The organism is Malaciobacter canalis (genome assembly GCF_008000835.1).
Taxonomy (GTDB): Bacteria; Campylobacterota; Campylobacteria; order Campylobacterales; family Arcobacteraceae; genus Malaciobacter; species Malaciobacter canalis.
The window spans coordinates 2,763,765-2,778,918 of the sequence record NZ_CP042812.1; the positions used below are offsets into that span (position 1 = coordinate 2,763,765).

At 28.7% G+C, this 15,154-nt stretch carries 13 protein-coding genes; 9 read left to right on the forward strand and 4 right to left on the reverse strand.

Going from position 1 to position 15,154, the window contains the following annotated elements; translation table 11 throughout:
• The first annotated feature begins 21 nt into the window (after nucleotides 1-21).
• Nucleotides 22-1,641, forward strand: coding sequence for a CTP synthase (locus ACAN_RS13585; RefSeq protein ID WP_099334510.1), 1,620 nt, complete (start codon nucleotides 22-24; stop codon nucleotides 1,639-1,641).
• A complete protein-coding gene (gene recJ, locus ACAN_RS13590; protein WP_099334509.1) occupies nucleotides 1,641-3,212 on the forward strand; it encodes a single-stranded-DNA-specific exonuclease RecJ in 1,572 nt (523 codons plus the stop codon). Before ACAN_RS13585 ends, recJ begins: the two co-directional genes overlap by 1 nt.
• On the opposite strand, the gene ACAN_RS13595 is transcribed toward recJ, so the two are convergent.
• Both ACAN_RS13595 and ACAN_RS13600 read right to left on the reverse strand, forming a co-directional pair.
• Complete coding sequence (locus ACAN_RS13595) at nucleotides 3,207-3,782, reverse strand: FlgO family outer membrane protein (protein ID WP_165773065.1); 576 nt, start codon at nucleotides 3,780-3,782, stop codon at nucleotides 3,207-3,209. The two genes, recJ and ACAN_RS13595, sit on opposite strands and share 6 nt — an antisense overlap.
• An 8-nt stretch (nucleotides 3,783-3,790) precedes the next feature.
• On the reverse strand, nucleotides 3,791-4,459 hold the full coding sequence (locus tag ACAN_RS13600; protein WP_228150641.1) for a FlgO family outer membrane protein: 669 nt from the start codon (nucleotides 4,457-4,459) through the stop codon (nucleotides 3,791-3,793).
• Between the two features lie 184 nt (nucleotides 4,460-4,643).
• On the opposite strand from ACAN_RS13600, the gene ACAN_RS13605 reads away from it, so the two are divergent.
• The 7 genes from ACAN_RS13605 to ACAN_RS13635 all read left to right on the forward strand — a co-directional run bounded on the left by ACAN_RS13605 (nucleotide 4,644) and on the right by ACAN_RS13635 (nucleotide 13,033).
• Nucleotides 4,644-5,186 (forward strand): DJ-1 family glyoxalase III, encoded by a 543-nt coding sequence (locus tag ACAN_RS13605; RefSeq protein WP_099334508.1) that lies wholly within the window; start codon nucleotides 4,644-4,646, stop codon nucleotides 5,184-5,186.
• Between the two features lie 166 nt (nucleotides 5,187-5,352).
• Complete coding sequence (locus ACAN_RS13610) at nucleotides 5,353-6,789, forward strand: DASS family sodium-coupled anion symporter (RefSeq protein WP_099334507.1); 1,437 nt, start codon at nucleotides 5,353-5,355, stop codon at nucleotides 6,787-6,789.
• Between the two features lie 78 nt (nucleotides 6,790-6,867).
• Nucleotides 6,868-7,605, forward strand: coding sequence for a UDP-2,3-diacylglucosamine diphosphatase (locus tag ACAN_RS13615; protein WP_099334506.1), 738 nt, complete (start codon nucleotides 6,868-6,870; stop codon nucleotides 7,603-7,605).
• Complete coding sequence (locus tag ACAN_RS13620; RefSeq protein WP_099334505.1) at nucleotides 7,602-8,369, forward strand: patatin-like phospholipase family protein; 768 nt, start codon at nucleotides 7,602-7,604, stop codon at nucleotides 8,367-8,369. The genes ACAN_RS13615 and ACAN_RS13620 overlap by 4 nt, the downstream gene beginning before the upstream one ends.
• An 18-nt stretch (nucleotides 8,370-8,387) precedes the next feature.
• The gene (gene dnaE, locus ACAN_RS13625) at nucleotides 8,388-11,936 is read left to right on the forward strand and encodes a DNA polymerase III subunit alpha (protein WP_099334504.1); all 3,549 of its coding nucleotides are present in this window, start codon (nucleotides 8,388-8,390) and stop codon (nucleotides 11,934-11,936) included.
• Nucleotides 11,936-12,724, forward strand: a complete 789-nt coding sequence (gene surE, locus ACAN_RS13630; RefSeq protein WP_099334503.1) for a 5'/3'-nucleotidase SurE — start codon at nucleotides 11,936-11,938, stop codon at nucleotides 12,722-12,724. The genes dnaE and surE overlap by 1 nt, the downstream gene beginning before the upstream one ends.
• A 45-nt stretch (nucleotides 12,725-12,769) precedes the next feature.
• A complete protein-coding gene (locus tag ACAN_RS13635; RefSeq protein WP_099334502.1) occupies nucleotides 12,770-13,033 on the forward strand; it encodes a hypothetical protein in 264 nt (87 codons plus the stop codon).
• A gap of 7 nt (nucleotides 13,034-13,040) precedes the next feature.
• On the opposite strand, the gene ACAN_RS13640 is transcribed toward ACAN_RS13635, so the two are convergent.
• Both ACAN_RS13640 and ACAN_RS13645 read right to left on the reverse strand, forming a co-directional pair.
• Nucleotides 13,041-14,381, reverse strand: coding sequence for a M99 family carboxypeptidase catalytic domain-containing protein (locus tag ACAN_RS13640; RefSeq protein ID WP_099334501.1), 1,341 nt, complete (start codon nucleotides 14,379-14,381; stop codon nucleotides 13,041-13,043).
• Nucleotides 14,353-15,153 (reverse strand): M15 family metallopeptidase, encoded by an 801-nt coding sequence (locus tag ACAN_RS13645; protein WP_099334500.1) that lies wholly within the window; start codon nucleotides 15,151-15,153, stop codon nucleotides 14,353-14,355. The genes ACAN_RS13640 and ACAN_RS13645 overlap by 29 nt, the downstream gene beginning before the upstream one ends.
• Between the last annotated feature and the right edge of the window lies 1 nt (nucleotide 15,154).

The following is a 15,154-nucleotide window of genomic DNA, read 5'->3' on the forward strand; positions in this document are numbered from 1 at the left end:
CAATTTTTTATGGAGTTATTAATGACAAAATTCATTTTTGTAACGGGTGGAGTTCTAAGTTCTTTAGGTAAAGGGATCACTTCAGCTTCAATTGCAACAATATTAAAACAATCTGGACTTAAAGTAAGTATGCTTAAAATTGACCCTTACTTAAATGTTGATCCAGGGACAATGAGTCCATTAGAACATGGAGAAGTTTTTGTTACTGCAGATGGTGCAGAAACTGACCTTGATCTTGGACATTACGAAAGATTTATAGATGCAACTTTAAGTGCAAAAAACAATTTTACAACTGGACAAGTATATCAATCAGTTATAAAAAGAGAAAGAGAAGGTGGATATTTAGGTAAAACTATTCAAGTAATTCCTCATGTAGTTGATGAGATTAAAAATAGAATCTTAAATGCAGGTGAAGGACATGACTTTTTAATTGTTGAGCTTGGTGGAACAGTAGGAGATATTGAGGGCTTACCATTTATGGAAGCAATAAGAGAACTAAGACATGACTTACCAAAAACAAATACTATGAATATGCATGTTACTCTAATCCCATATATAGCAGCAGCTGGTGAACTAAAAACAAAACCTTCACAACACTCTGTTCAAGAATTAAGAAGAATTGGTATAACTCCTCATGTTTTAGTTTGTAGAACAGAACAAGATCTTCCTAAAGATTTAAAAAGAAAACTAGCAATGTCATGTGATGTTGAATATGATGCAGTAATAGAGTGTGGTGATGCAGCCTCAATTTATCAAGTTCCTTTAAACTTTATAAAAGAAGGAATACTAAATCCTTTATCTAATCATTTTAATATAAAATTAAAACCAAATATGGATAAATGGAGTACATTAGTAAAACATATTATTCTTCCTCAACATGAAGTTTCAATAGCATTTGTAGGTAAATATTTAGATTTAAAAGAGTCTTACAAGTCTTTAATCGAAGCACTAGTTCATGCTGGAGCACATTTAAATACTAGAATAAATATTAATTGGTGTGATAGTGAAAGAATTGAAGATGTAGGAGCATATGAAGTTATACAAAATTCTGATGCGATTTTAGTTGCTGGTGGTTTTGGACACAGAGGGGTAAAAGGAAAACTTGAAGCAATAAAATATGCAAGAGAAAATAAAGTTCCTTACTTAGGTATTTGCTTAGGTATGCAATTAGCTATTGTTGAGTATTGCAGAAATGTATTAGAAATAGAAGATGCAAACTCAATTGAGTTTGATGCAGATTCTAAAAATCCAGTAATATATTTAATTGATGAATTCATTGATCAAAGTGGTGAGAAACAGTTAAGAACTCATGAATCACCAATGGGTGGAACAATGAGACTTGGAGAGTATCCATTTGAACCAAAAGAGGGAACAAAGCTTAAAAAAGCTTATGGAGATGAAGATATTTATTATGAAAGACATAGGCATAGATATGAAGCAAATCCAAAATATAAAGAATCATTAGAAAATGCAGGAATGATTATATCTGGTGAATCAAATGGTCTTATTGAAGCAGTTGAAATAAAAGATCACCCTTGGTTTGTTGGAGTACAATTTCATCCAGAGTTTACTTCACATTTAGAAACACCTAATCCAATTATTTTAGAGTTCGTAAAACAAGCAACAAAAAATATTAACTAATGCAAAAAGTAACAAAACAAAAGCTTTTTGAACTTCTATTAGCTAGACATAAGGATAATCCTTATGCAAAGCTAAGTGACATACCTAATCCTTTTTTATTAAAAGATATCAAAATAGCAGTAAAAAGAATTAAAACTGCAATTTTAAATAATGAAACTATTACAATTGTAGGTGATTATGACGTTGATGGCGTTGTATCTACTGCAATAATGATTGATTTTTTTAATAAAGTAGGATATAAAGTTAATCACATAATTCCAAATAGATTTGAACATGGATATGGTTTATCTCCTAAGATTGTTAAATTAATTGATAGTGGTTTAGTTATCACTGTTGATAATGGAATTAGTGCTGTGCAAGCCTCAAAAGAGCTTATGCAAAAAGGGATTGATTTAATTATTACAGATCATCACACTGTAGGAGACACTCTTCCAACTGCCCTTGCAATTGTAAATCCAAAACAAGATGATTGTACCTTTCCTTTTAAAGAGATTTGTGGAGCACAAGTTGCGTGGTATTTATGTGCTGCAATAAAAAGTGAATTAAATTTACAAATAAATATGGCAGATTTTTTAGATTTATTATGTATTGCTGTAATTGCAGATATTATGCCTATGACTAGTCTAAATTATACAATAGTAAGGCATGGACTTAAAAGACTTAAGCAATCAAATAGAGCCTCACTAAAAAAACTTGATGAAGTATTAGCTAAAAAGTTTTATGTTTCTGATGATATAGGTTTTATGATTGCTCCTAAAATTAATAGTGCAGGAAGAATGGATGATGCTTCTATTGCGCTATCTTTTTTATTATCAAAAAATGAGTACGAAGCAAATGACTCTTTAAGTTTACTTGATGAATTAAATAATTATAGAAAAAGTTTACAAGAAAAGATATCAAATAAAGCTACACAAGTAATAAACCACGAACACAATGTAATTGTTGTATGGGGTGAAAATTGGCATGAGGGTGTTATAGGAATAGTTGCTTCAAAACTTTCAAATACCTTTAAAAAACCAGCTTTTGTATTTTCAGTTAAAAATGGTATTGCAAAAGGAAGTGCAAGAGCAAATGCTAAGATAAATCTACATACTCTAATTACTCAATGTTCATCACTTTTAAAAGGTTTTGGTGGCCATAAAAATGCTGCTGGATTATCTTTAGAAGAAAAGAATTTACAAACTTTTCAAGAGAAAATAAACTCACTTGTAATTGATATTGAACAAGAAGATTTACATATAGAGTATGAGTGCCTAGGCGAATTAGATGTTTCAAGTGTTGATTTAGAGTTCTTATCAATTATTGAAAAATTTGAACCATATGGATTAGAAAATAAAAAACCTATTTTTCAAATAAGCAATGCAAAAATTTTAAAATCTGAATTTATAGGAAAAGATAAAAATCATTTAAAGCTTTTACTAAATAGCAATGGCAATATTTTTGAAGCTTTAAAATTTCACTATAACAAACCAATAAACAAGGAGTTTATTGATATTATAGTTTCTATTAATAAAAACGAATTTAGGGGTGAGGTAAATGCACAGTTTTTAATAGAGGATATAATCTTATAACACCATTGGTGCATAAACTTGAGTCATATCTGATTTTTTTTCTAATTGGATAATCTCTTCATCAATCATAACACTTCCTTGTGAAGAGCTTAAAATATTTCCTGTAGTTAAATCAATCATCTTTATAAATACAATTAAGTTCTTTGTAGTTAGTGTATAAGTTCCTACAAAAGCATATCTTGTATCTGTAATTTTTCTATTTATATCATTAACTTCTCTACTTAATAAATTAAAACCATTTGAGCCAATTGTAAAATGTTTTCTTAACTCAATCTCTTTTACAGTAATATCATTTGCAAGAAGTCTATCTTTAAGTGTTGAAGATAATAAAAACCCTAGTTTTGATCTATTTTCTAATCTATCAATATTTACAAAATCTGAAACTAAAACTGTATCTGTAAGATATAAATTTTCATTTAATTTTTTTACTGATTTTTCTACCAATGAATTTACAAAAGAGTGAAAATTATTAGAACCATCAATATTTTTATAAACACACGATGTTAAAATAGTAGCTAAAAATAATAAAGCAGAAATCTGCTTTATTATCTTAAAATAAGGGTGTTTCATCTAAGTGCTTACTTTTTTTCTTTTATAATTTTAACTGTTCTTGGAGGTTTACAATCTTTGAAAATTACACAATCATTTCTTTTATTGTGTTGATAGATTGCTCTTGAACTTGAAATAATTCTTCCTGAAATATTATCAACAACTCTAGCATTTAAAACAATCTTTCCAAATTGTCTTGAATATGTTCCAACAACTACATAAGTATTAGGAATTTTCTCTTTTAATTTACTAATATCTCTTGAGATAAAATATTCACCATTTTCATCAATAGAAACATTTAACTGACCTCTAAACTCAATCACATTAAAACCTCTATTTGATAACTCATTTATTAAACTTTCACTAATAACTCTTCCAAACTCTGTAGTTTTTTTAAGATTATCAAGTCTAACAAATGAAGTAAAAAGTACAGGTTTATTTGTAGGTATTTTAGTATTTCTCATCATTTGAGTAGCCAAAGAATCAATTGTTCCCTCAAGTGTTCTTTGTGTAGTCACATGAAATTGTTTATCTTGTGCAACTTTTAAATACTCTTTTGTTACTTGAACTTTTTGATTTTCTATTTGTAAGTTTGAATCTTGTTTAGAATTAACAGAATTTTGCGTATATGCGCATCCTGTAGCTATTAAAGTTATAGCCATTGCACCTAAAGTAGTCTTGATAAAAGATTTAAGCATGTATTCCCCTTTTTATAATTAGTTAAATTTTATTTAAATCAAACTTATAAACTCTTGAAAAGAGAAGCTAGAACACCCAAGAAATAGCCCTTTTGAAAACTTTTAAAGAAATTTTTCAAACTTTGAGAAAATATCAAGCTTTTTTTATTATAATTTATAAGAACATCTAAAAAAAGGAGACCATATGACAAAAATCTTAGTTCCAATATCAAATGGCTTTGAAGAGATTGAAACTGTTTCAATAATTGATATATGCAGACGTGCTGAAATTGAAGTTACAGTAGCTGCTGTTGAAGAGTTAGAAACAGTAGGTGCGCATAATATTTCAATTAAAGCAGATTGCAAAATTGAAGATGTAAATGATGAGTTTGATATGATTGTTTTACCAGGAGGATTACCAAATGCTTTTATTTTAGCAGAAAATAATTATGTACAAAACTTTTTAAAAAAGATGAAAAAAGAAAATAAACTAATTGGTGCAATTTGTGCAGCACCTTATGCTTTACACAAAGCAGATGTACTAAATCAAAACTATACTTGTTATCCAAGTTTTGAAGAAAAAATAAGACTTGATGGTTACCATCAAGATGACAATATTGTAATTGATGATAATGTAATAACATCAAGAGGTCCAGCAACTGCAATGAATTTTGCATTAGAAATTGTTAAAATTCTACAAGGCAAGAAAAAGTATATTGAAGTTAAAAACGGTTTACTACAAAAATAATATACTTTATGAGTTGAGCTATAATATTAGCTCAACATCTACATATAAAAACTTAAAGAAAAATTACAATTAGATTACAAATGTTTTTTTTGTGTCATTTTTTTTAAATTATATTCCTGTTTAAGTGTAAAAAAAGTACCATACGCTGAAATAATAAGGAGTATATATGAATAAAGAGATTAAAATTATTCCACTTTGTGGAATATTTTTCCTTGGTTTTATCGCGTGGTTTTTTCCACCTCAAAGTATAGATACAAATTCTTGGCACACATTAGTTATATTTTTATCTACAATTGTAGGAATTGTTCTAAATGTTATGCCAATTGGTGCTGTTGGATTATTGGGAGTAACAGTATTTGCACTAACAGCAGCAGCTGGCGCACAAACTTCAAAACAAGCAATTATGGATGCCTTAAGTGGTTTTGATAGTTACTTAATTTGGTTAATTGTTGTTGCATTTTTTATTGCAAAAGGTTTTATAAAAACAGGTTTTGGGAAAAGAATTGCATTAATTATGGTTAAGTTCTTTGGGAAAAAAACTTTAGGCTTAGTATATGGATTATCAATTGCAGATTTAATCTTAGCGCCTGCAACACCTAGTAATACTGCAAGATGTGGGGGAGTAATATATCCTATTGCAAATGCTTTGTCACAAAGTTTTAAGTCTTTACCAAATGACCCTAGTAGAAAAAAGATGGGAACATACTTAATAACATCTATAGGAAACATTAATGATATAACTGCTGCAATGTTTATTACAGCATATGCTGCAAATCCACTTATAGTTAAATTAGCAGAGGGTTTTGGGGTAAAACTTTCATGGATTGGATGGTTTGTAGCAGCAGTTGGACCAGCAATTATTTCATTAATTCTTATACCTATAGTTTTATATTTTATAATAAAGCCAGAAATAAAAAATACTCCTGAAGCAAAAGAGTTTGCAGAAAGTGAATTAAAAAAACTAGGTCCAGTTTCAAGAGATGAAAAAGTTATGGCATTTACTTTTATTGGAGTATTGGTTCTTTGGATTTTTGGTAAACAATTAGGTATTCACTCAACAACTACAGCACTAATTGGTCTTTCTTCTTTAATTATTTCAGGGGTTTTAACTTGGGATGATATTAAAGGTGAAAAAGCAGCTTGGGATACTTTAGTTTGGTTCTCAGCTCTTCTTATGATGGCAACTTTTTTAAATAAATTAGGTTTTACACAATGGTTTGGAAATACAATTGGAGAAGAACTAAAATTTATGGCTTCAGTAAATTGGATTATAATTTTAGCTGTTTTAACTATGATTTATACATATACACACTACTTTTTTGCAAGTGGAACTGCACAAGTTGCTGCACTTTATTCAGTATTTTTAGGTGTAGGTATTAATCTTGGTATTCCTCCTTATCCATTAGCATTATTACTTGGTTTTACAAGTAGTTTATATTGTTCACTAACACAATATACTCATGCAAGAGGACCTATTTTATTTGGTTCTGGATTTGTAACAACTAAAGAATGGTGGAGTGCTGGATTTGCTATTAACTTACTAAATCAAGCGATATTCTTAATTGCTGGTTTAGCATGGTGGAAGATCATAGGACTTTATTAAAAATACAATATTAGCTTAGGCTAATATTGCATCTTCATTTGTCGTTTAAATGTAACCATTATAATTTAAACTGTACAAATGAAATACAAAAGCATATTTATATCAGATATTCATCTTGGAACACGCTTTTCAAAAGCTAAAAATCTTCTTAGTTTTTTAAAACATAACAATTGTGAAAACCTCATCTTAGTAGGAGATATTATAGATGGTTGGGCAATAAAAAGAAAACTAATATGGCCACAAACACATTCAGATGTAATCCAAAAAATTCTAAAGAAAGCCAGAAAAGGTTGTAATGTTACATTTATTACAGGTAATCACGATGAATTTTTAAGACCCTTTGTTCCTTTAATCTTAGGTAACTCTTTAAATATAACAAATGAATTAGAATATAATGCCATTAATGGTAAGAAATACTATATTACCCATGGAGACTTTTTTGATTCTATTACTATGACAAAAAAATGGCTTGCAATATTAGGTGACTATGGATATGATTTACTTTTATATTTAAACGCATTTTTAAATTTTTTTAGAAAAAAAGTTGGAGTTAAAAAATATTGGTCCTTATCAAAATATGTAAAAGATAGTGTAAAATCTTCAGTTTCATTTATAAATGATTTTGAAATGGTTTTATCAAATCATGCAAAAAATAAAGGTTATGATGGTATTATTTGTGGACATATTCATAAAGCAGAAATTAGAAAAATTGATAGTATTGAATACTTAAATTGTGGTGACTGGGTAGAATCATGTACAGCAATAGCTGAGACTTATGAAGGTGAATTTATTATTATTGATTGGTTAGACAAGTGAAAACAAACTTAGCCCTAGCCTTAGGTGGAGGTGCCGCAAGAGGTGCATTTCATTTAGGTGTTTTACATTTTTTAGAAAAAAATCAAATAGATATAAAAGCATATAGTGGTTCTTCTATTGGAAGTATTATTAGTGCATCTCATGCAAGTGGAATAAGTGCTAAGGAGCAACTAAAAATTTTTGCTTCAAATGATTTAAAAAAAGCTATAAAATTTAATTATTTTAAAAATGGACTTTTTAAAATTGATTATTCAAATAAAATTATAGATGAACTCTTTCCCGTAAAAAAACTTGAAGATTTGCCAAAACCTGTTTATGTAAACGCTTATGATATTAAACAAAAAAAACTTCATTATTTTAGCAGTGGTGATGTGCTTACTTTATGTATGGCATCTAGTGCATTAGTTCCTCTTTTTAAACCTATAAAATATAAAAATATGTATTTAATAGATGGAGGATTATTTGATAATGTTCCTATTAAACCTTTAGAAAATAAAGGATATGATATTTATGCAATTGATTTATTTCCTAAAAGAGAATCAAATAAAAAAAGAGTATTCTCTTTTTCTTCAGTTTTAAAAAAAAGATTTTTAAAAACTTTATACAAAAATCACTCATATACAATTTCAAATGCAAACTATTATCTTGGAAGCACCCATATAAGGAGCTTTTCATTATTTACTTTTAAAGAGCTTGAAGATTGTTTTAATCTTGGTTTTAAAGAGGCTCAAAATCATTTTTTGGATATACTTAAAAAAACTTAATTAAATAGAGATTTAAACATGTCCGATATACCAAAATTTACACATTTACACTTACACACAGAATATTCACTTTTAGATGGTGCAAATAAGATTAAACCTTTAGCAAAAAAAGTAAAAGAGATGGGTATGAAAAGTGTTGCCATGACTGATCATGGTAATATGTTTGGTGCTATTGATTTTTATAATGCAATGAGAGCTGAGGGAATCAAACCAATCATAGGAATGGAAGCTTATATTCACAATAGTGAAGAAGTAGATGATAAAACAACAAAACAAAGATTTCACTTATGTTTATATGCAAAAAATGATATAGGATATAAAAACCTAATGTATTTAAGCTCACAAGCATATATGTATGGTTTTTATTATTATCCAAGGATTAATAAAAAGCTTTTAAGAGAAAATTCTGAGGGAATTGTATGCTCAGCTGCTTGTTTACAAGGTGAAATAAATTGGCATCTAAATACAAATAACGAAAGAAATGTTAGAAATGGTGCAAAAGGTTATGAAAGAGCAAAAGAGATTGCACTAGAATATCAAGAAATTTTTGGAGATGATTTTTATTTAGAAATCATGAGACATGGTATTGCAGACCAACTTTTTGTTGACGATATGATTCTTAAAATAGCCCATGAAACAGGTATAAAACTTGTTGCAACAAATGATACACACTACTTAGAACAAAAAGATGCTGGTCCCCATGAAGCATTTATGTGTATTGCAATGAATAAACTTTATGATGATCCAAATAGACTTAGACACTCTGTTCATGAGTTTTATTTAAAATCCCCAGAACAAATTGCAAAACTTTATGCAGATATTCCAGAAGCTATTGAAGCAACACAAGAGATATCAGATAAATGTAATCTTGAGATAAAGCTAGGAAACCCTACTCCTCCAAATTTTAAATTTACTAGACAAAAACTTGAAGAATCAAATTTACCAATTCCTTATCCAGAAGAAGAGTACTCTTTAGAAAATGATAAAGCACTATTTATTCATGAGTGTTGGAAAGGTTTAGAAGATAGACTAAAAATAGTAGATAAATCAAAACATCAAGAATACAAAGAGAGACTACAAGTAGAGATTGATATTATAAATAATATGAAATTCCCTGGATATATGCTTATTGTTTGGGATTTTGTTATTGTTGCTAAACAAATGGGAATTCCAGTAGGTCCAGGAAGAGGTTCAGCAGCAGGAAGCTTGGTAGCTTATAGTCTATATATTACAGATATTGACCCCATGCCTTATGGCTTACTTTTTGAGAGATTTCTTAATCCAGAAAGGGTATCAATGCCCGATATTGATATGGACTTTTGTCAAACAAGAAGAGGCGAGATTATTGATTATGTGATTGAGCAATATGGAAGAGCCAATGTTGCACAAATTATTACTTTTGGTAAACTACTAGCAAAAGGTGTAATTAGAGATGTTGCTAGAGTTTTAGATATGCCTTATGCAAAAGCTGATGCCATGGCAAAACTTATTCCAGATGAATTAGGAATAAATTTAAAAGACTCTTGGGATAAAGAACCAAAAATAAAAGAGCTATGCGATACAGACCCACAAGCAAAAAGAGTTTGGGAGTTTGCATTAGCTTTAGAGGGACTAAATAGAAATGCTGGAACTCACGCAGCTGGTGTTGTAATATCAAATGAACCTTTATGGAAAAAAACACCTCTTTTTAAACCAAGTGGTCTTGATACACTTGCTACTCAATATAATGGGAAATATGTTGAAGATGTTGACTTAATCAAATTTGACTTCTTGGGTCTTAAAACATTAACTGTTATTGAAGAAGCAAATAAGCTTATTGAAAAAAGACATGGAAAAAGAATTGACTTTATTAAAACAGATGTAAATGATAAAGGCGTTTATGATTTAATTCAAACAGGAAATACTATAGGCTTATTTCAAATAGAATCAGATGGTATGCAAGATCTTTGTAAAAGATTAGCCCCATCTAATTTTGAAGATATTATTGCCGTTTTAGCACTTTATAGACCAGGTCCAATGGAATCAGGAATGCTTGATGATTTTATTGATAGAAAACATGGACGAGCTCAAATAAACTATTTTTATGATGAGTTTGATGCACCATTAAGACCTATTCTGGAAACAACATATGGTGTTATTGTTTACCAAGAGCAAGTTATGCAAATTGTTCAAACCATTGGTGGATTTAGCCTTGGTGGTGCCGATTTAGTTAGACGGGCAATGGGTAAAAAAATTAAAGAAGAGATGGACAAACTTAAAGTACAGTTTGCACAAGGTGGAGTAGAAAAAGGCTATAACAAAGACCATTGCGAAGAACTATTTGATTTAATTGTTAAATTTGCTGGATATGGATTTAATAAATCTCACTCAGCAGCATATGCACTAGTAACATTTTACACTTCATACTTAAAATGTTACTATCCAGCAGAGTTTATGGCCGCACTTCTTACACTTGAAAAAGATAACACTGATAAAGTTGTAAGATATGTAGATGAAGTAAAAAGATTAGGATTAGATCTATTCCCACCTGATATTAATAAATCAGATTTAGTATTTTCTGCTAAAAAAATTGATGGTGAAGAAGTAGTTATGTTTGGAATGGGTGCTATTAAAGGTGCTGGAGATGTAGCCATAAAATCTATTTTAAAAGCAAGAAATGAAGGTGGTGAGTTTAAAGACTTAAGTGATTTTATTTCAAGAATTGATGCAAGTAAAGTAAATAAAAGAGTTATAGAATCTCTTGTAAAAGCTGGTGCATTAGACTCTTTTGAATATAGTAGAAAAGCTATGTTGGATCAAATTGAGCAAATAGTTGAAGGTGCTGGAAAAGCGATGCAAGCTAAAAAGATGGCAACAGGTTCACTTTTTGGTGATGATGAAGAACTAACAACTGTTACCATTGAGCTTGAACATTTGCCCGAATATAGTTCAAAAGAGATTTTAGAATTTGAAAAGAATACTTTAGGTTTTTATGTATCAGGTCATCCTCTTGATGAGTATAGAGAACAACTTGATAAAATTAGTTATACATTAAGTTCAGAAATTGATGAAATAAATGATGGAAGTGAAGTTTTATTTGTAGGTAAAGTAGAAACAATCACTGAAAAGATATCAAAAAAAGGTAATAAATTCGCAATTTTAAATCTTATGGATTTACATGGAAATATTGAACTTATGATGTTTGAAGATAAGTTAAATGAGCTTAAAAATGATTTTAAATATGAAGATGAACCTTTAGCTTTTAAAGTAAGAATTTCCAAAGATGATCAATTTACAAGAATGAGTTTAAGAAAAATAGAGAATTTAAATGATGCAAAAAAAGATAAACAAAGAGTTAAAAAAGCTCAAAAAATAGAGCCACCTTTAACAATTGCTGTTCCTTACTCAAATAGTGAAGAGCTTATGTATAAGCTTTTTGATGTAATTGCTCATAATCAAGGTAAAAGAGATTTAAGAATAGTGGTTAAATCAAAACTTGGAGATATAGAGTTAGAAAGTGGTTTTAAAGTTGCAAATAATGTAGAAAATTTAATTCAAAATATTGAGGGAGTTTATAAAATAGACTAATGAAACAAATATTATTAACAAATGATGATGGATTTGATGCAATAGGATTAAAAGCTTTAATAAAAGCCTTATCTCCTATTGCAAAATTAACAGTTGTAGCTCCAGCTAAAAACAAATCAGCATGTGGTCACTCTTTAACACTTGATAAGCCACTAAGAATGCAAAATGTAAAAGATGACTTTTATAAAATTGATGATGGAAGCCCAACTGATTGTATGTTTATATCAATTCATAATCTTTTTAAAGATGGCTATAAACCTGATTTAGTAATTAGTGGTATAAATATTGGTGCAAATATGGGAGAAGATATTACATATAGTGGTACAGCTGCTGCTGCAATGGAAGCTGTTTTACATAAAATCCCAGCAATTGCAATATCTCAAGTTTGTAAAGATAGATGCCATGACATAAAAAACGCTTGGGATTTTGCATTGGCAAAAGATACTATAGTTAAGCTTGCAAAAAAAATATTAAACTCAGAATTTCCACTTGAAGAAAGAAAATTTTTAAATGTAAATATTCCTCCTATTTCAATAGAAGAATGCAAGGGAATAAAAATTACAAAAGCTGGATATAGAGAGTATGGAAATGATACATCAAGACACTTAAATCCAAGAGGAGAAGAGTATTATTGGATAGGTTTACATCCACTTATTTGGAAAAGTAGCGAAAATAAAGATTGTGATTTTGAAGCAATAAGTGCAAACTACATATCAATTAGTCCAATAAAACTTGATATGACATCATATGAGGATATAAATAGATTAAACACTTGGATAAATAGCTAATTCTAAAGTCTATTTAAATATAATTAAGAATTCAAAAGGAGTATTATGAATTTTACAAAATCAATTACAAACAATATTGACAAACTTGTTGGCACTTTAAAATCAGAAGATGAACTACAAGAAGTTTTAAAAAGAAAATTTACAAAAAAAGAGTATAAAGTATTTGTAGCGATTGAATCAGGTCAAAGTATTGAAGATTTGAAGAAAAGCATGAAAGACGATGAAGAAAGAATTGAAGAGATATATAAAACTGCTTGTAAAAAGTTAAACCAAGAGTTATTTAAAAAAGAGTTAGTATCTATAAACTAGATGCTAACTAATAACTATTTTTAGCTAAAAATAGATTTTTACTTCCAAAATTTACTAAAACCATTCCAGCAAATTTATCTTTTTTATAAAATTCAACTCTATAAACTTTTCCTTTTTTATCAAGGGAAAACTTTTGGATTATTTCATTTTTTGAAACAAGTAATTCAGACTCATTTTTCTTAGATTTATTTACATATCCAATTATATTTACTCTAATATCTTTTTGAGACTTTACTAAGAAGTTATTTTCTACATTTATAACTGAGCCCATATCTACTTTTAACTCTTTTCCATCAACAATCATATTGGTACTTTTTGTATCTTTTTCAATATCAAAATAATCAGGTAATAGTCTAGCAACCCTTCTATTACCATAACGAATACTATATAAATTTTCTTTTTTTATCACAGTCATCAAAGGGTTGCTTACTTTAAAATTTTGTATCTCTTCTTTGCTTGTTGGAAAATATCCTACAAAATCTCTAATATTAGCTAAGGGAAGATGAATTTTATTGTTATAAAAAGAGATAGAGATATCATTATCAATCACATTTTTTAATTCTAGTGGTTTTAAATTAAAAGATCTTTTATACTCTATTCCCATAATATCCATATATTTTTCTATTGCTAGAAGATGATAATATGTTCTTTCATGCAAAGGAAGGTTTTTACTTGCTTCATTTCCAAAAGCTGCTTTACCTTTATTTATAGCAAAATATGTAAGAGTTTTTTCCATTTGCTTATCACCAAGTCTTGTTTTCGTATTTTTTACATGGTAAATATCTCTTTTTCTAATCAAATTACTATTTACATGATTACAAACTTCATTTGATATCTCTTCTAAATTGCCATAATTGGATGCATTTAATTTTTCTTGATCTATAATTGAACTTTGTCCCCATTTATTTTGAGAGTAGTTATTATTTATATCCTTTTTTCTATAAAAACCACTTCCATCATGAAGATTTAAAATCAACTTTACTTTATTATCAGTGATATAATCTTTTATTCTTTGTACAGCACTAAAGTCTGGATCATTTTGTGATAGATTTGAAAACTTTCTATTCATATCCCCAAAAGGTCCTCTACTTCTTTTAATGATTGAATAAAAGTTTAAATTAGGAACTATCCAAACAGAACCTTTTTTTATCTCATAATGAGTAGCGATTAAAGAAGCAGCCATAAAACCACCTGGCTCATCTCCTTGTATTCCTCCAATAATAAGAAAAGTATTTTGATTTTCTTGACCTTTTTTTATTAAAGTAAAATCAAACTCTTTAGTATTAGCACTTACTAGTGATGTAAATACTAAAATTAAACTAAATAACCTTAATATGCCAAGGTTCATATCTTACTCCATCCTTATTATTTATTGTATATCTCATTTCTATATATTTAAGTTTTCTCATTTGAGAAAACTCTTTTGTTAAGGCAAATCTTGCAGTAAAATTATCATAACCTAGACCTTTTTTCCCTACATCAAAATCTGCAATTGAATGATAAGTATATGCAGGTGGAGCTAGTGATTTTGAGGCTTTGGTAATATTGCCATCACTTCTTTCTATTTTATCAAGATAGAGTTTCATTTGCTTTACGATACTTCTTACACCAGAAGTTAATGTAAGAGTATCTCCAATATCTTTTCTTAATTCATTATAAGTTTTTTCAGGCTTACCTTTAAATAAGTAATGCCCTGTACCAGAAACTTTTACAACATCATTATTATTAATAGTATCTGTGATTTTTTCTGAAACTTTTTTTCCATAAAAGCCGTAAGGAGTTGGATTTATATAAAAAATTTTTTCTAAAAAGTCTAGCTCTTTTTGAGTAAAACTTTCAATATTATTTGCATATTTTGCATATTTTAACATCAAATCAAAACTTATTATATTAAAGTTCCCATATCCAACATGTCTTTGCACTTGATAAAGTTTTTTTCTAACTGATTCAAATTGTGCAAAGTCACTATTTTCTATAAATAGATCACTTTTTTTAATAACTGAATCTGCAAGAACTAAAGAATCAACTGCAAAATCTTTACTTGCACTTGATACTATAGGATAAGCAACTGAACTAAATGCAGCTATTTTACAAGTGTTTAAAAAGCTTCTTCTATTCATA